This window comes from Exiguobacterium sp. U13-1 (assembly GCF_001750115.1).
Taxonomy (GTDB): Bacteria; Bacillota; Bacilli; order Exiguobacteriales; family Exiguobacteriaceae; genus Exiguobacterium_A; species Exiguobacterium_A acetylicum.
In genome coordinates, this window is sequence record NZ_CP015731.1 from 1648061 (window position 1) to 1665394 (window position 17334).

General features: G+C 45.1%; 17 protein-coding genes. 13 read left to right on the forward strand and 4 right to left on the reverse strand.

The window, feature by feature from the left end:
* The first annotated feature begins 134 nt into the window (after positions 1 to 134).
* The 4 genes from ESP131_RS08360 (at position 135) to ESP131_RS08380 (ending at position 4279) form a co-directional block, all read left to right on the forward strand.
* Positions 135 to 1184 (forward strand): LytTR family transcriptional regulator DNA-binding domain-containing protein, encoded by a 1050-nt coding sequence (locus ESP131_RS08360; RefSeq protein WP_051656231.1) that lies wholly within the window; start codon positions 135 to 137, stop codon positions 1182 to 1184.
* A 122-nt stretch (positions 1185 to 1306) separates the two neighbouring features.
* A complete protein-coding gene (locus ESP131_RS08365; RefSeq protein WP_029341297.1) occupies positions 1307 to 2155 on the forward strand; it encodes an ABC transporter ATP-binding protein in 849 nt (282 codons plus the stop codon).
* A 20-nt stretch (positions 2156 to 2175) separates the two neighbouring features.
* On the forward strand, positions 2176 to 2862 hold the full coding sequence (locus tag ESP131_RS08370; protein ID WP_231925719.1) for an ABC transporter permease: 687 nt from the start codon (positions 2176 to 2178) through the stop codon (positions 2860 to 2862).
* An 862-nt stretch (positions 2863 to 3724) separates the two neighbouring features.
* Entirely contained in the window at positions 3725 to 4279 is a 555-nt protein-coding gene (locus ESP131_RS08380; RefSeq protein ID WP_029341300.1) for a hypothetical protein, read from the forward strand.
* A 151-nt stretch (positions 4280 to 4430) separates the two neighbouring features.
* Here ESP131_RS08380 and ESP131_RS08385 read toward each other — a convergent pair whose 3' ends face one another.
* From ESP131_RS08385 to ESP131_RS08390, 3 genes are read right to left on the reverse strand one after another with little or no spacing between them, the layout of a single operon-like run.
* Entirely contained in the window at positions 4431 to 4835 is a 405-nt protein-coding gene (locus ESP131_RS08385) for a DUF350 domain-containing protein (protein ID WP_023467822.1), read from the reverse strand.
* A 13-nt stretch (positions 4836 to 4848) separates the two neighbouring features.
* Entirely contained in the window at positions 4849 to 5016 is a 168-nt protein-coding gene (locus ESP131_RS16780) for a hypothetical protein (RefSeq protein ID WP_023467823.1), read from the reverse strand.
* Between the two features lie 55 nt (positions 5017 to 5071).
* Positions 5072 to 6187, reverse strand: coding sequence for a GGDEF domain-containing protein (locus ESP131_RS08390; protein ID WP_052169386.1), 1116 nt, complete (start codon positions 6185 to 6187; stop codon positions 5072 to 5074).
* A 240-nt stretch (positions 6188 to 6427) separates the two neighbouring features.
* Between ESP131_RS08390 and ESP131_RS08395 the strand changes: the two genes are divergently transcribed.
* The 7 genes from ESP131_RS08395 (at position 6428) to ESP131_RS17065 (ending at position 12703) form a co-directional block, all read left to right on the forward strand.
* On the forward strand, positions 6428 to 7867 hold the full coding sequence (locus ESP131_RS08395; RefSeq protein WP_047391258.1) for a GntP family permease: 1440 nt from the start codon (positions 6428 to 6430) through the stop codon (positions 7865 to 7867).
* 24 nt (positions 7868 to 7891) lie between these two features.
* A complete protein-coding gene (locus tag ESP131_RS08400) occupies positions 7892 to 8593 on the forward strand; it encodes a CoA transferase subunit A (protein ID WP_029341303.1) in 702 nt (233 codons plus the stop codon).
* A gap of 13 nt (positions 8594 to 8606) precedes the next feature.
* Complete coding sequence (locus ESP131_RS08405) at positions 8607 to 9269, forward strand: 3-oxoacid CoA-transferase subunit B (RefSeq protein WP_029341304.1); 663 nt, start codon at positions 8607 to 8609, stop codon at positions 9267 to 9269.
* Positions 9270 to 9274: 5 nt separating this feature from the next.
* Positions 9275 to 10051: a 3-hydroxybutyrate dehydrogenase gene (locus ESP131_RS08410; protein WP_047391263.1), complete on the forward strand. Its 777-nt coding sequence runs from the start codon at positions 9275 to 9277 to the stop codon at positions 10049 to 10051.
* Between the two features lie 13 nt (positions 10052 to 10064).
* Positions 10065 to 11255, forward strand: coding sequence for an acetyl-CoA C-acetyltransferase (locus ESP131_RS08415; RefSeq protein ID WP_047391267.1), 1191 nt, complete (start codon positions 10065 to 10067; stop codon positions 11253 to 11255).
* Between the two features lie 99 nt (positions 11256 to 11354).
* Positions 11355 to 11864, forward strand: a complete 510-nt coding sequence (locus tag ESP131_RS17060; protein WP_069940407.1) for a helix-turn-helix domain-containing protein — start codon at positions 11355 to 11357, stop codon at positions 11862 to 11864.
* Positions 11849 to 12703 carry an IS3 family transposase gene (locus tag ESP131_RS17065; RefSeq protein WP_419718458.1) on the forward strand — a complete coding sequence of 285 codons (855 nt, stop codon included), beginning with the start codon at positions 11849 to 11851 and terminating at the stop codon, positions 12701 to 12703. The genes ESP131_RS17060 and ESP131_RS17065 overlap by 16 nt, the downstream gene beginning before the upstream one ends.
* A 124-nt stretch (positions 12704 to 12827) precedes the next feature.
* Here the strand turns inward: ESP131_RS17065 and ESP131_RS08430 are convergent, their stop codons facing one another.
* Positions 12828 to 13706 carry an AraC family transcriptional regulator gene (locus tag ESP131_RS08430; RefSeq protein ID WP_029341309.1) on the reverse strand — a complete coding sequence of 293 codons (879 nt, stop codon included), beginning with the start codon at positions 13704 to 13706 and terminating at the stop codon, positions 12828 to 12830.
* 366 nt (positions 13707 to 14072) lie between these two features.
* Between ESP131_RS08430 and brnQ the strand changes: the two genes are divergently transcribed.
* Both brnQ and ESP131_RS08440 read left to right on the forward strand, forming a co-directional pair.
* Positions 14073 to 15413 carry a branched-chain amino acid transport system II carrier protein gene (gene brnQ / locus ESP131_RS08435; RefSeq protein WP_047396111.1) on the forward strand — a complete coding sequence of 447 codons (1341 nt, stop codon included), beginning with the start codon at positions 14073 to 14075 and terminating at the stop codon, positions 15411 to 15413.
* Positions 15414 to 15621: 208 nt separating this feature from the next.
* Positions 15622 to 17100, forward strand: a complete 1479-nt coding sequence (locus tag ESP131_RS08440; RefSeq protein ID WP_052169516.1) for an AraC family transcriptional regulator — start codon at positions 15622 to 15624, stop codon at positions 17098 to 17100.
* Positions 17101 to 17334 lie beyond the last annotated feature (234 nt).

The following is a 17334-nucleotide window of genomic DNA, read 5'->3' on the forward strand; positions in this document are numbered from 1 at the left end:
AAATTCATTTCTAAAATATTCAATATTTAATTCACTATTCCATTATTCTTCTTTTATAACCTACATTTTGTAAAAAAACATGATAAGGTTTATGTATATTTCAAGGGATAATTCATCCCAAAGGGGGAACTAGAGTGACTTTATTTGTTAATGAGCTTAATTACATAGATCAGAAAGATAAAACAACAGTACTCGAAAAAGTTACGTTTTCCATTTCTCCAGGAAAGTCATTGGCGATTAGTTCTAATATTACCCATCGTCAGCTACTCATAAAGATACTTGAAGGTCGTATCCAAAGTGCAAATAAACATGTTCAAGTAAACAATCATCACCCAGGAAATACTGTACAATATCACTCGTCAATCAGTTTCTATTATGAGCAACCGTATACATACGATAGATTAACCATTTTAGATCATCTTGCTTTTTATAAAAAATTGTATAACAGCTCAAAAGCGATTTCAGACACACTCGAAGTTACACAATTAAGCGAGATAGCAAAGAAAAGAACAAACAAACTAGATCGTTCTCAAAAGAAACGTCTGCAACTCGCAATTCTTATTTTACAAGATACACCGGTGGTCGTTTTCGATGAACCGGATCAAAATATTGATCAATATACCAAGAACATTCTATTCAAAGTTATCGAATTGTTGCTCCAGGAAGAAAAGTGTCTTCTAATACTGACAGGAAGTACGGAGAGTGCAATTACTTTATCCGAAGAATCTTATGTATTAAGTAGTAGTGGGCTTACACGCATCAATACAGAAATTGAGGAAGAAGAGAACGCAATCTCAAAAAATGATGAAGAGATCAATGGACTTGAAAAATCCACTCCGTTTTCGCCTCTCGAACTGAATAAGGTCGTTGCCAAACTTGAACGTAATCTTATTTTACTGGATATAGATGAGGTCAAATTTTTCGAGAGCGCATCGGGAAGTGTTCAAATTCATGTGGCGGATACGATGTTACCGGGTCTATATACAATGAATGAGTATGAAACGACTCTTCAGGACCGGTATTTTTTCCGATGTCACCGTTCCTATCTCGTTAATCTGAAGAAAGTACGCGAGATTGTCACGTGGACACGGAACAGTTTTAGTCTGGTTCTCGACGATCGAACCGAAGTGCCTTTATCTAAGAATAAAATACACGTTCTTAAAGAGATGCTCGGCATTAAATGACGATCTTCTAGCAAGCTAATTACTCTTTTCATAAGCTTATTAACTCCTTTCATCGTTAAAATAGTGCGATGTATAGTGCTCTCTACTATTCTAAGGTTAGAAAACGAGAGGAGAACTATACTATGGAAAAGGTAATCGAAATTGAATCATTGACGAAACACTTTTCAGATAAGACGGCTCTTGACGATTTAAGTTTCTATATCAAGCAAAAAGAGATTTTCGGGCTACTTGGTCCCAGTGGCTCTGGTAAAACTACCATGATCAAAATATTGACTGGTCAAATGAAACCATCCACGGGTTCAACCAGTTTACTTGGAATTCCCTCTGAAAAACTCAAACAAAAGAACACCTTTCAGAAAGTAGGTATCATGACAGACAATAGTGGTCTCTACGATCGCTTGACGGTAAAAGACAATTTAAAGTTATTTTGCAAAATTTTTTCTGTCTCTGAAAACCGTATTCATCGTGCACTGGAGTTAGTCAATTTAGGTGATGAGCAGAATAAGAAAGTTGCCTTACTGTCGAAAGGGATGAAACAACGGGTACTACTCGCTCGAACTTTTTTACATCAACCCGAAATCTTATTCTTAGATGAACCTACTTCTGCGTTAGATCCTGTCAACACTCAAGCCATCTATTCTGCCCTTAAAGATATGAATCGAGACGGTGCGACGATTTTCTTAACGACTCACGATATGGTAGAAGCGGACACCCTTTGCGATCGTGTCGCCTTCCTAAATCGTGGTCATATCCAGTTGTTAGGATCACCAAAATCGATCAAACAGCGTTTTGCTGATCAGACGTTGACAATCGAATCATTAGACGGCCTAGAACACGTTTTCGAATCGAATGAAAAAGATGCTTGCCATATCTATGAAATGTTACGTACTAATCAGGTTGTATCTATCCATTCTAACGAACCGACTCTAGAGGACGTGTTCGTAAAAGTAACAGGGAGTGAACTCAGATGATCTTTTCAATCAATCGTACAATGGCCATTTTTCAGAAGGATGTAAAAGACGTGTCAAGAAACGTATTTGTCGGTACGACACTGTTAGTACCTATTTTGATGGCAATTGTCTATAAGAATATTGGCGAAGTGACGTTAGAAATTCACTACACCGTCATCAATTTGACATTCTCTTCAGTAGCAGCATTCGTTCAATGCACATTGATCGCAGAAGAGAAAGAGAAGAACACGTTACGAAGCTTGATGCTGTCACCTGCCTCCACTCTAGAGATTCTAGGTGGCAAAAGTATATTGACTGCACTGATCACACTCTTCACCATAGTCATCAGTGCCGTCATTACGGGTTATGCTCCGTCACATCCTTTCATCATAATAATTGGACTTCTCGTCTCTTGCTTGTTCTACCTTGCCTTAGGGACACTTCTAGGATTGATGACTTCCTCTGTGATGGAAGCTTCTGTCGCTGTATTACCTGTCATGTTTTTATTCGGATTCGGAACGTTGCTCCAGCAGGTTTCTGATAAATATCCGTTACTTTCGATTGTCGATTATTTGCCGAACTTACAACTGTTAGAGCTAGCTGAAAAGGTTGAGAATGGTGCCTCTTTCTCTTCGCTATCCATTAATCTAATCGTTATTTTGATTGCTGGTATATTATCTAGTGCTTTAGTCTTCATGATCTATCGAAAGAGAACATTAAAAGATTAATAGTCACTACAGCACAGAATACAAAAATCGATGGGGGTAAGAAATGATGAAAAAAGTACTGTTAGCAATTGTTGGGACGCTCTTTGGCCTACTCATTATGTATGTCATTCAGAACGGATTATAAAAATGATTGGTAGGAGAGTTTCACATAATAATTGATGCTTTTCACTTGAATTAAGTTTGACTTTCGTATTTGATTGGAAAAATGTATAGATCATATTTCTTAATTCGAGATATTTTCCTAAGTCATCAAAATTAGAATTTATGCAGTGTGTTCATACAAGTTATGCCTTTTTCGAGAGGAGATTCATTGAATGAAAACATTTTTAAACATCAACATATCGAGCTTTTTATATGCCGTCGCTTTATTCATTCCATTACAATGCATGCTAAATATCAATCGAATCATGAGACTTACTGATATGTCTTCAAGTATGTTTTGGACTCTGAATATCATGATTGGATGCATCACTCTAATCAGTATTCCTTTTTTAATTAGACGGATCACCTTCAAGTCCACTCTACATAAGTCGTTTGAACGAATCATCTGTCTTTCCTGGTTCGTCTACTTTGTTTTATTCACCTATTTCATAAGTGGGATTATTCCAGTCACGAATGAAGGAGACATGCCAAGCCCTGGTTTAGGCTTCATTTTAATCACCATTGTATTAACGTATCCAATTTTTGTAATGGTTTCTAAATTTCTTATCGTGGATCAAAAGTCGATGAAAGATTGAAAAAGTAGCAATTTGAAAGAAATGAATGATGTTATGAGGAGTCTACTGCCCCCGAACATTTTTTACAGATCTTAATAGAAGGATGTAAGGTACATAAAATTCCATAGCATTAAGGAGAGGGTATTTTGAAAAAACGATATTTATATTTCTATTCGACAGTCATTGTATTAATCGGGGGAAGCTTGTATTCGTATCAAGCAGGATACATCCCTTATACAACACCTTATATAGATAAAGAGCATGAGGAGTTGATGGATGCTAAGACCGTCAATTCAGTCAATCGAAAAGACTACATCGATAGATCGATGCGAAATATGGCTAACTTTGCACCTTATTCGACGGGTGATTCCATTACAAAGAATGTGACCATGAATGAACTGAGGTCGAAGATTGATGCGATGTACCACATCGAAAAATCTTTCCAATTCAAGTTGAATGATCCAGAATCAAAATCCTTACAAAAAGTAGCGAAGAACTATACTGCTTATATTGAGGCGCTTGAATATGTTGCGAGCAATATGCACGGTAAGGAATCGATGAACGTCGATCAAGCAAACTATCTGAAGAGTGCTTGGAATGAGGTCGTTACACCTGCACAATATATAAAAGATGAGGTCGATCGTTCTCAAGAAGGAGAGGCCGTCATGTTTGAAAAAGAAATTACTTCAGTTTGGAACTAATATTGATGGGGTTTAGGATGGATAAATTTGAACGTTTCGAATGATACAGTTAGATTACGACCTTATAAAGCTAGAATCTATAATATGGATTAAATGATATACAATCTAAACAGCCCTAGATCCTAATGATCCAGGGCTGTTTTCGTGCCTTTTAATATGTAAGCGATCCTGCAATGATCAAACCGATCGAAATCGATAAGAAGAGAAGCAACAAGCCGACTGCTTCGTTGTTCGCATCAATCTCTTTCGTCATGCTTAAGCGTGGGATTAGTAAATCCGCGAGATAGAATAAAACGATTTGTAAGACGATCGCGAGTGCGCCCCATAACACCATATCGAGAATGCTGACAGAGTTCGAAATACTCGAATACAGGACGATGGCGAGACCAAGAATTCGTCCACCGAAGGCGTAGACGGCCGCTTTCTTCCCGTTACGAATTAATTCAAGCTCCTTTGATTTCGTCGTCACCTCGAACAGGACGACACCGATGGCAAGGAGTACGGTTGCGACACCGATATACGAAAGAGTCGAGAGGAATAAATCACTGAATGTCATGCTGGTACCTCCATCATGATTTTTTATTTTTTTTGCGTTGTTCGTATGCAACATATAATTCGAGCAGTGCTCCGACAAGAATACCTGCTGATACATACAAATAGAAGTTGTCACCAATGAATCCGAACAAGAGACCTAATATGAGGCCGATCAGGATATAGGGACCTTTTGCTAACTTCATGCCAATCACCTACCTCTTCTTTAAAGGTAGCGGATTTCAGAGGTGACGTCCATCGTTATTCTTGAAAGCTGACGGCAGATTCTGCATTAGGAGAAAACAGGACGACTTGGTTCCGACCTTGTTGCTTCGCCTGATAGAGGGCAGCATCCGCATCCGGAAGGAGCTGGTCGATTTGAGATGTCGTTTCATCAAAAGCCGCTAAACCAAACGATGCCGTAAGTGGCAAATCGATCGAAGCCAATCGAAACGGGCTGGAAGCGATCCGTTCACGCAATTGTTCTGCTAAAGGAATCACTTCAGCGAGTGGCACGCCCTCAAACAGGACTGAAAACTCCTCACCGCCGTTACGGGATAAATACCCGCTTTCTGCCACTCCATCGCGCAGTCGATTGGCGAACTGCCGTAGCACCTCGTCGCCCGCCTCATGTCCATACGTATCGTTGACCTGTTTAAAATGATCAATGTCAATCGTCAACAACACGACCGACTGTTTGTTCAGGATCAATCGCTGTTTGACATCCGTGAAGTATTCATTAAAGGCGCGTGAATTATTTAATCCCGTCAAAAAGTCAAGTTGCGCTTTCTGACGAAGCATCCGTAATGATTGTTTGGTCAACCGAATATCGCGGATGATCAGCAGGGCGAGCCAACTACTTACGAACGATGCAGGAATGACGACTGTCATCACTTCAAGTAGAAGAATCTGTTTCGGTAAGACGATCCATAAGACAAGAGCGTGTAAAGCCGTCGCGTATATCGTCACGAGTGTGAATGTTCGTTTTGCATAGGGTGGCATCTCGCGAACGATCAGACTCGTTCCGAGAGCAACGGCGACGATGAAACCGAATGCGGTGAAGGCTGCTAGATTCGTTCCCAAACTGAAGCGATAGATGATGATTGCGATCGTCACGATCGTTGTCGGGATGGCACCACCAAAGTAGGCAGCGACGACGACCGGAATATGGCGCAAATCGACTATGACGCCAGGCGCTGCTTCGATCGTCATCTGCATGAGTAGTAATGAGATGACACTTAAGGCAAGGCCATACAACACGCGGGTCAGCCGTGGGGAGTCACGGGTGATCGGGAGCGGTGATAATTTTCCGAGCAGGTAGAAACCAGCCATTAATAGCGTCACGTTATGCAAGACGTCAAAAAGGATGCTTTTCATGAACTGTTCATCCTTTCAAATAAAAGTACGTTACTTAAAAGACATACGCCATAAAAGGACTAACTCCTGTTACTTGAAAAAATAATCTATCTGATCCAATTGTGTCTATAATGTGAAATTATGATTTCTATAAGCTGTACTTATGGTTTTACGAAATGTAATTGACCTTCTCGACACTGCGTTGTTAAATGATGAAGAAGCGAAATGAAAACGCTTACTAAATTTGAAGGAGATCTACTTATGGAACTCGTCATCATTCTTCTTGCCTTATCCTTATTGATGTTTGTTGCCTATCGTGGTTTTTCGGTCATCCTATTTGCACCAATCTGTGCCTTGTTCGCCGTCTTACTAACGAACCCGGATTGGGTGTTACCCTTCTTCTCGAATATCTTCATGGAAAAGATGGTCGGGTTCATCAAAGCATACTTCCCGGTCTTCCTTCTAGGAGCAATTTTCGGGAAAGTCGTCGAGATGTCCGGTATCGCGGAATCAATCGCGAAGACGATCATCCGCATGATTGGTGCAAAACGCGCCATCCTCGCTATCGTCTTGCTTGGCGCCATTCTTACATATAGCGGCGTCAGCCTGTTCGTTGTCGTGTTTGCTGTTTATCCGTTCGCGGCAAACCTGTTCCGCGAAGCGAATATCCCGAAACGTCTCATTCCAGGAACGATTGCCCTTGGTGCATTTACATTCACGATGGACGCGTTGCCAGGAACACCGCAGATTCAAAACGTCATTCCAACGACGTTCTTCAAAACAGATATCTACGCTGCACCGATCATGGGGACGGTCGGTGGCTTGTTCATCTTAGTCGTCGGGATGTGGTATCTCGAGTCACGCAAGAAAAAAGCCCATCAAGAGGGTGAAGGATACGCTGGATTCGAAGCGACAGCTGCGAGTGCCGCACCACAGATGGAATTGAAAAATGAACCAGAAATGACACTTGAGACGGATCGTCAACCGGTCTATCGTCAAATCCTTGCTTTCGTCCCACTCGTCCTCGTTGCCGTCATGAACAAAGTTTTCACCTTGTCGATTCCGAAATGGTATCCAGAAGGGTTCGACTTTTCAGCGATTGGATTAGAAGCATTCGGAAAGATTGAGACACCAGCTGTTCTTGCGATCTGGTCCGTCCAAATGGCGCTATTGATTGGAATTCTCGCAGCGATGCTGTATGACTTCCCGAAGATCAAGACGAACTTCCAAACGGGTCTAAACGTCAGTATCGGCGGCGCACTCTTAGCCGTCATGAATACCGGTGCTGAGTATGGCTTCGGTGGTGTCATCGCCGCACTTCCGGGATTCAAGTCCGTCTCAAGCGGGATCTCGGAAACATTTACGAATCCGCTCGTCAACGGAGCAGTCACGACGACGACGCTTGCCGGTGTCACTGGTTCAGCATCTGGTGGGATGGGGATTGCGTTAAGTGCGATGTCTGATAAATATACACAGGCAATCACGTCAGGCGGTGTGCCGCCAGAAGTCATGCACCGCGTCATCTCGATGGCGTCCGGTGGGATGGATACGTTACCGCATAACGGTGCCGTCATCACGTTGCTAGCGGTCACAGGACTCACACACCGTCAGTCCTATAAGGATATCTTCATGATTACGATCCTCAAGACAGTAACCGTCTTCTTGATGATCGGATTGTATAGCTTAACTGGTTTGTATTAAAGACTTCAAAGGGGGCATCATCAGATGAAACAGGGGAAAGTATACGCATCATTCGCGGAAGCGACAGCAGACATCTTTGACGGGGCGACGTTAGTCGTAGGGGGCTTCGGACTCTGCGGAATCCCGGAAAAATCCATTACGGCGTTACAAGAGAAGGGCGTCAAAGATTTGACGGTCGTCAGTAACAACTGTGGCGTCGATGACTTCGGACTCGGTTTGCTCTTGCAGACACGGCAAATCAAGAAGATGATTTCGTCGTATGTCGGAGAAAATAAGACGTTTGAACAACAGTACCTCAGTGGCGAGATTGAAGTCGATCTCGTCCCACAAGGTACGCTTGCGGAACGAATTCGTGCTGGTGGTGCTGGCATTCCTGGTTTCTACACACCGACTGGCGTTGGGACACCGATTGCCGAAGGAAAAGAACAAAAAGAGTTCGACGGAAAAACATATCTGCTCGAAGAAGGAATCGTTGGTGATTTTGCGATCGTCAAAGCCTGGAAGGCGGATCGTCTCGGGAATCTCGTCTTCCGAAAGACGTCACGCAACTTTAACCCGATTGTCGCGACAGCCGGAAAAGTAACGATCGTCGAAGTCGAAGAACTGGTTGAAGTCGGCGAACTTGATCCAAACGAAATTCATACACCTGCCGTCTACGTCCAGCGCATCGTCGTCGGGACGGATTATGAAAAACGCATCGAACGCCGAACTGTCCGGGAAGCTTGAGGAGGAGATTGACATGAAAACGACACGAGAGATCATCATTGAACGCGCACTTCAGGAAATTGAAGATGGGATGTACGTCAACCTCGGGATCGGGATTCCGACATTGATTGCCAATGCGATTCCGGACGACATGCATGTCATGTTGCAATCCGAAAATGGTCTGCTTGGGATCGGACCTTATCCACTCGATCATGAGGTTGATGCGGACGAGATCAATGCTGGAAAAGAGACGGTTACGGCACAATCAGGAGCTTCTTACTTCGATAGTGCTGAGTCGTTCGCGATGATTCGCGGCGGGCATATCGATCTCGCAATCCTAGGTGGGATGGAAGTCGATCAGAACGGTGATCTCGCGAACTGGATGATTCCGGGCAAGATGGTCAAAGGAATGGGCGGGGCGATGGATCTCGTCAATGGAGCAAAACGCGTCGTCATCATCATGGAACATGTCAACAAACACGGTGAATCGAAAGTCAAACAGGCGTGTACTTTGCCGTTGACAGGACGCGCTGTCGTCAATCGTCTGATTACGGACCGAGCCGTCTTTGATTTTACACCGGACGGGATGGTCTTGATCGAGACACTGAATGGTCATACGGTCGAGGACATCAAACAAGTCACGGAAGCGCGGTTCACGGTCAGTCCGGAACTCGAACGCGTGACGGTAGGGGAGTGAAGTTGATGGTACAAGGAGATATCGTACTCGTTACAGGTGCAGGGAGTGGAATTGGACTTGAAATCTCGAAGGCGTTCGCAGCAGCTGGCGCAAAAGTCGTCGTGACGGATGTCCGTGCTGAAGCAGCAGAGGAAGCAGCGGCATCAATTCGCACGGCCGGTCATGAAGCAGTCGGGATGACGTTAAACGTCACCGATGAAGCACAGGTCGAAGCGGTCTTGAAGCAAACGGTCGAACAGTTCGGTCGACTCGATGTCTTAATCAACAACGCTGGTCTCCAGCACGTCTCACCGATTGAGGAGTTTCCGACGGAGAAGTTCGAATTGATGATTAAGATCATGTTGACGGCACCGTTCATCGCCATCAAACATGCTTTTCCGATCATGAAGGATCAAGGCTACGGACGCATTCTCAATATGGCATCGATCAACGGTTTGATCGGCTTTGCCGGTAAAGCAGCATATAACTCAGCGAAACATGGGTTGCTCGGTCTAACGAAAGTCGCAGCCCTTGAAGGAGCAGAACACGGGATCACCGTCAACGCGATTTGTCCGGGTTACGTTGATACACCACTCGTTCGTAATCAAATGGAAGACTTAGCGAAAACGCGACACGTCGAGCTTGAGAAGGTACTTGAAGAAGTCATCTATCCGCTCGTTCCGCAAAAACGTCTGCTCGCAGTCGAAGAAATCGCGGATTATGCGTTGTTCCTTGCGAGCCGCAAAGCAAAAGGCATCACGGGACAAGCAAACGTCCTTGATGGTGGATATACGATTCAATAAGGAGATGGAGCAGATGAGTGAAGCAGTCGTCATCGTCAGTGCGACGCGCACGGCAATCGGGAATTTCAATGGAAGTTTGAAGGACGTCAAAGCAACGGAACTCGGAGCGACGGTCATCCGCGCGGCACTCGAGAAAGCTGGTGTCGCAGGAAGTCACGTCGATGAAGTCTTTTTCGGCAACGTCCTCTCAGCAGGACTTGGTCAAAATCCAGCACGGCAGGCGGCACTTGCTGCCGGGTTACCGGAGACGTGTCCGGCGATGACCGTCAACAAAGTCTGCGGATCCGGTCTATCTGCCGTCCATCTCGCGTATCAAGCGATCAAGTCAGGCGAAGCTGACGTCATCGTTGCCGGTGGGATGGAGAACATGAGCCAAGCACCTTACGTCCTCGCGGGTGCGCGCTCTGGACTGAAGATGGGAGACCAACCGCTCGTCGATACGATCATCCAGGACGGGCTCGAATGTGCCTTTAACGACTACCATATGGGTATTACGGCAGAGAATTTAGCCGATGTGTATGAACTATCGCGCGAAGCGCAGGATCAGTTCGCAGCGACGAGTCAGCAAAAAGCGCAGACGGCATTAGCGGAAGAACGGTTCGTCTCAGAAATTACACCGGTTCTGATTCCACAACGAAAAGGCGATCCGATTCGTTTTGATCAAGATGAGTTTCCACGCGCCGGAACGTCTGTCGAAAAACTCAGTCGCTTGCGCCCGGCGTTCAAGAAGGACGGAACGGTCACAGCAGGTAATGCGTCAGGCATTAACGACGGTGCTGCCGCACTCGTCATCATGTCAGAGGCGAAGGCAAAAGAACTCGGCGTGACACCACTCGTTGAGATTGTTGCGAATGGAACGTCCGGTGTTGATCCGAGCATCATGGGAATCGGTCCAGTTCAAGCGGTTCAGAAGGCACTCGGTAAAGCGAGACTCTCGCTTGACGATATCGATGTCATTGAAGCGAATGAAGCGTTCGCAGCGCAATCCCTCGCGGTCGATGCAGAGCTTCAGTTCCCGCATGAAAAACTTAACCGGAACGGGGGAGCAATCGCTCTCGGTCATCCAATCGGTGCAAGTGGTGCGCGAATTCTCGTCACGTTGATTCATGAGCTCGAACGGACGGGTGAAACGCATGGTCTTGCGACGTTATGTGTCGGTGGCGGGCAAGGGGTTGCGACGATCGTAAGGTCTGTAAGAGGATGATTGAATTAGGAATAATAAAAAGAAATGAAAACACTCCCTCAATTTGAACTGCCCCATAAAAGTTGGACATAAAAATCCAACTTTTATGGGGTGTTTTTTATGGTCAAATATACAAAGGCGTTTAAAGTCCAAGTCGCTGAGCGTTATCTGACAGGACGAGACGGATACCGAGGTGTAGCGATAGAATTCGGGATAGCACGTGAACTGATCCGCGAGTGGTCGCGTCTCTATGAGCGTTGGGGGGAAACGATCTTCGATCCTTCCTATACAAGCCACTCGCTGGCATTTAAACTGGAGGTATTAAACGACATGGTGACCAACAGGCTGTCCAATATAGAGGCGGCCGTAAAGTACCGAATTTCTTCCCCAGGGACGATCTCGAGATGGCGATCGACGTATGAACGGGAAGGGACCGCAGGTCTGGTCGCCAGACCGAAAGGACGTGCCCCGATGGCGAGACGCAAGAAGAAGGAATTTGAAGAGATGACAGAAGTCGAGAAGCTCAAAGAGCGGATCGAGTATCTCGAGATGGAGAACGCTGCGTTAAAAAAATTGAAAGCCTTGGTTCAAGAAGAGAATGCGCGACGAACCAGATCAAGGCACAAGTAATCGACGAATTGCGGTCAGTCTATCCCGTTCCGGGACTCCTTCGCGTGCTCGGTATGGCACGAAGCGTCTATTACTATTGGCGGACGCGCCTGACGGGCGAGGACAAGTATGCGGAGGTGAAGACAGCTATCCATACTCTCTTCCACGAACACGAGGGACGATGTGGCTATCGTCGCATCCACGCACTTCTCGAACGCCAAGGCTTCCGGCACGATCCGAAGACCGTACGCCGTCTCATGAATGAGCTCGGTCTAAAATGTCTTGTCCGTATGAAGCGATACCGCTCCTATAAAGGACGGGTCGGAAAGGTCGCACCGAATCTTCTCCAACGTGACTTCAAGGCCACCGGCCTGAACCAGAAATGGGTGACTGACGTCACTGAGTTTCACCTGTTCGGGGAGAAACTCTACCTCTCGCCGATGATGGACTTGGGAAATCGTGAGATCATTGCTTATACCCTATCGGACCGCCCTACCTATCAATTCGTTGGTGAAATGTTGGATCAGGCAATCGGGAAGCTCGACGGGAAAGCCCGACCGATTCTGCATTCCGACCAAGGGTGGCATTATCAATATCGAGCGTTCGTCGGTACGCTTCACGAGCACGGTATTACGCAAAGCATGTCCCGTAAGGGCAACTGCCTCGACAACGCAGCCATCGAAAGCTTCTTCGCTGTGCTCAAGTCAGAGCTCCTGTATCTCAAGGAGTTCGATGACATGGACCACTTCAAATGTGAGCTCGAGCGTTACATCGAATACTATAACCATCGTCGTATCAAGAGGCGACTAAAAAACCTGAGCCCGGTGGAATACCGGACTCAGGTCCTCAAGGTCGCCTGACAAATTATTTATTGTCTAACTTTTTTGGTTCAGTTCAATTCAAATAATTTAAGGGAGTGTGTGACATTTAAGCTGTCTTCGTTTGCTGAGAAGACGGCTTTTTCGTTTGCCAACATATATAGAATTACTGTTCACTACTTTTCTTTGAAACTGCGACCCATACTTCACTATAAACCTGTTCAGGGTCGTCACCGTGAATCGTAAAGGAGATGGCAGGCAAGTCAATCAATTCATAACCAGAGGAAGGTAACCATTCAGAATATGATCGAGCCATCGTATCTTGTAAAGTTGCTGGGAAAGGTCCACGATTCGGGAAAATGACCCATGTCGATGCATCGATGTACAACTGTTCAAGTCCTATACCGGAATCAGTTAATTTTTGCGTTGTAGCATATCCTAACATATGAGTAAGTGAACCGGTTTCTTCCTGGAATTGTTCCTCATGATCAAAAGATACATTCAATATATGATTAGGATAAAGATCGGCCATTGCCTTCATTTGTCGTCGTTGATCCGTCGTGATGGATTGGGCAAGCTCAATGATGGATTCATTAACCCCTTCAAATTGAATTGGTACACGTTTAGAGACACCCGTTATAAAAAATGAACTTTTTTCTTCGATTTTAAACTCCATTGAAGTTCCTCCTTTAATTTCTAAATAAAATGTGAAGGGAGGAAAGTTTTTTTGAATCTGATGTTTTATAGCAAATGACGGTAAATAACCTGACCAGTTACGAAAAGCTCTCGAAAAACCTTCTACAGAACGGAAGCCATACTGGAAGGCGACCGTAGTGACAGAAGCACCTTGAATTAAGTCGCGATTCGCTTCTGATAAACGCCTTTGTTTAATATACTCCGTTAGTGTTACCCCGGACATATAAGAAAACATTCTTCGAAAATGATAATCGGATAGTCCTGTCAGTCGAGTAATGTCTTGAGGTGATAGTTCTTCCGTCAAATGTTCATCGATATAACGCATCAATTGATTTAATTGATCGAGCAATATTTATTCCCCTCCTTTCACTATTCACTATACGTGTCGCTGACAAAGGAGACTTGATTCTTTGCATACGAATTAAGTCGATTGGTGAGAGTCATCATTGTGGACAATTTATATTATCTTCTTTTTTAAAAAGAAGTAAAAGCTTCTACTCCGTCAGATGAACTTATGAATCCGGTTTCACGCTTCGACGCACAGACGTAACAAATTATGTAGAAACAAGCTATATCAAACTTTCTGCATAATTTTCAGAATATTCTCCAGATAAACTCCTAGCACGAGCTCTTAAACGTATGGTATTCTTTCGAACGAAGTACTTCATCTGCTTAGGGAGCGGATCAAGTCGATCATCATCAGTGGGGGTTTATTATGTCTAAAACTGTTCCAACATCATTTATCATCGTCATCGGTATGATGCTCTTCGCCTTGTTCTTCGGGGCAGGCAATCTCATCTTTCCACCGATGCTCGGACAGCTCGCAGGGGAGCATGTCTGGGTCGCCAATGCCGGTTTCCTCGTTACCGGTGTCGGTCTACCATTGCTAGCGATTCTCGCTTTCGCGTACTCAGGGGAACGCGATCTACAAGCGATGGCGTCACGTGTCCATCCCGCATTCGGAATCGGGTTCTCGGTCATCTTGTATCTGGCAATCGGACCATTCTTTGCGATTCCTCGTGCCGGAACGGTCTCATATGAGATCGGAATCAAGCCATTCTTCAGTGAGTCAACGAGCCACTGGCCTTTACTCATCTTCACGGTCTTGTTCTACACGGTCGCTTGTCTTTTGTCGTTGAACCCGACGAAGATCGTCGATGTTGTCGGTAAGGTACTGACACCAATCAAGATTACGTTCATCGGTCTCTTGATCGTCGTCGCCGTCCTTCATCCAATCGGAAGTTTTCAGAATCCTTTGAAGACATATCAGTCGAATGCCTTCTTTAACGGTTTCCAAGAAGGATACATGACACTGGATGCACTTGGGGCCTTCGTCTTCGGTATCATCATCATCGCAGCGATCAAGGAAAAAGGCGTCACGTCAAAGCGACAGTTGTTGCTGATTTGTACGAAAGCGTCATTGATTGCCGCAGCCTTACTTGCAATCACGTATACGGCGCTAGCCTTCATGGGTGCGTCGAGTGTCTCGGAGATTGGTCAACTTGCAAACGGAGCGGAGATTTTGTCGGCTGTGTCGGATCATTACTTCGGTGAATACGGTGCAATCTTGCTCGGTCTGATGATCACGGTCGCCTGTATGACGACAAGCGTCGGGTTGATCACGGCCTGTGCATCGTTCTTCTCGACCCTCGTGCCGAAAATCTCATACGTCAAATGGACGATTGGTCTATCGGTCTTCAGCGCACTCGTCGCGAACATCGGTCTGAATCAATTGCTCGCCGTCTCAAAACCAGTCTTGATGACGCTTTATCCACTGGCGATCTGTCTCATCTTCTTGACGTTCTTGCATCCACTCTTTAAAGGCAAACCAGCCGTCTATCAAGGGGCGCTGTGGATGACATTCCTCATCAGCTTGTTTGATGGATTAAAGACAGCAGGGATTAACGTCTCAGCTGTCACGGACGTGTTCGATGTAGTATTACCGTTTGCTTCCGTCAGTCTCGGGTGGGTCGTTCCAGCGATCATCGGCGGGGTGATCGGAGCAGTCGTTGGTAAGAAAACAGCGGAGACACACTCGTCGTCGCGTGTGGCTTAAAAATTAAGTCCCTTCACTCAGATTACACTGGGTGAAGGGACTTTTTTGTTGTGACGGTGGAACGTACTTTAGCAACAGTTGTTGACAAAAACCGGCAGAGTGATGCTATAGTGTTAACGAAAATGATATTCATTATCAATTAGGGAAATTCAAAGTTGATATACGAAAAAAACATCAGGTAGCAAATGTTTTTAGGAGTGAGTTGGAAATGACAGAAGCACTACATACATTTCGAGTGAGGAAACACGCATTACAAACAGGAGGACAATTGGCGTTACGTCCGAGTTTGATCGTCGTCATACAAGGCGCTGGCATTACCTACACGGAAAGAAAACGTCTAGAGGCGGGAGAAGCCTGTTTCGTCAAGAAATCAGGTGAACGATTCATCGTTCAGGAGGGGCATTGTCTTTTGTATCAGTTAGAGGTTGAACTGACGCCATTTCCAATCTTCCGACAACCAACGAATGAACTAGTGGAGTGCTTAGAACGAATGCACAGTTGTCCAGAAACAATAACCGGTTCTCTTAGACAGCATCGCTATCTGTATCAACTGCTGGAGCAATTAAGTGAACGTCGTCATGAGCAGACGTTTGAGGAAGTGACGTCCCAGTGGTTAGAAGAACTCGGGAAATCAAGAACAGTCAGTGACTTGGCAAATGAGTTGAACATGTCACTGCCGACGTTTTCTCGTCAATTCAAAAAGCACTACGATCAATCACCAAAGGAACTGATTCATCAATTGCGGATGCAACGGGCGAAGGAGTGGATGATTGCACATCCAGATTGGACGATTGCTGAGATCGCAGAACGTGTATCAATCAATGATGAATTTTATTTCAGTCGTCTCTTTAAAAAACGTGAGGGACTATCACCAAGTCAGTACCGGAAACGGTTGATTCCACGGGTCGGAATCTGGAGTCAGGCGTTGTTGCAAGATCACTTATTGGCACTTGGCATTCAACCGGTCATCGCACCGTCTTTTCCGACACAATATCGTGCGAACGGGGTTCCAGACTTTTTAAGTGAAATCGAAGGTACACGACTATACGACGCGTCAGCAACGATTTTACCGGAATGGTTCGAGACATCAAATCTCGATCTCGTTTTACGGACACCGATACGAGGTGAATCACCATCTATGTTGACGTCTTGTCCGGTCATCGATATTCCGAAACAAACTTGTTGGAAGGATTACTTGTATGCTGTTGCTACGGCAACCGATATGCTTGAGCGAGCGACTGATATCATCAACGAAGTCGAGACGCTTGAAACAATTGTGAAGCAACAGTTCGAATTCAATCGGAATGTGACATGGGCCGTCATTTGGATCAGAGACTCAGAAATCAGACTTTACGGACGAACAGGGCATACGATGTTGGATTTTCTGTTCAATGAAATCGGTCTACGAGCAGTGGAAGGACTTCCGCATACCGTCTACATGACGATCGGTCTAGAAACATTACAGCAGTTGGATCCGGATGGTCTGTTCATACTGTGGAGTCAACCTGCAGATGTGGAACGAATTCGAGGAACGAAGGCGTGGCAAACGCTTCGTGCCGTTAGGACGGGGCGTATATTTTACCCAGACAGTGTCGATTGGGATCCGTGGGGACCACTTGGGAGAATGCATATGTTACGTCAATTGCATACGAATATCAGTGATAGGAACTGTTTTGTTTGTCCATGAAGAATGAAAAGAAAATCCATGTCACTCACCATTGATAATGATTATCATTACAGGTGGAGTTCACAATGAGGCAGAGAAGGCTGATAAATGAACCTAAAAAGTCGTCGCCTTGTCGTACGAATGTTAGGGAGGATCGTTTGTTTGATTGGTGTTAAATCTCACGACGATACGTGACTTCTGGCATTTGATTGATTGTGAAAACGGATTGAAGGAACTTGAAAACGTTTTACTTAA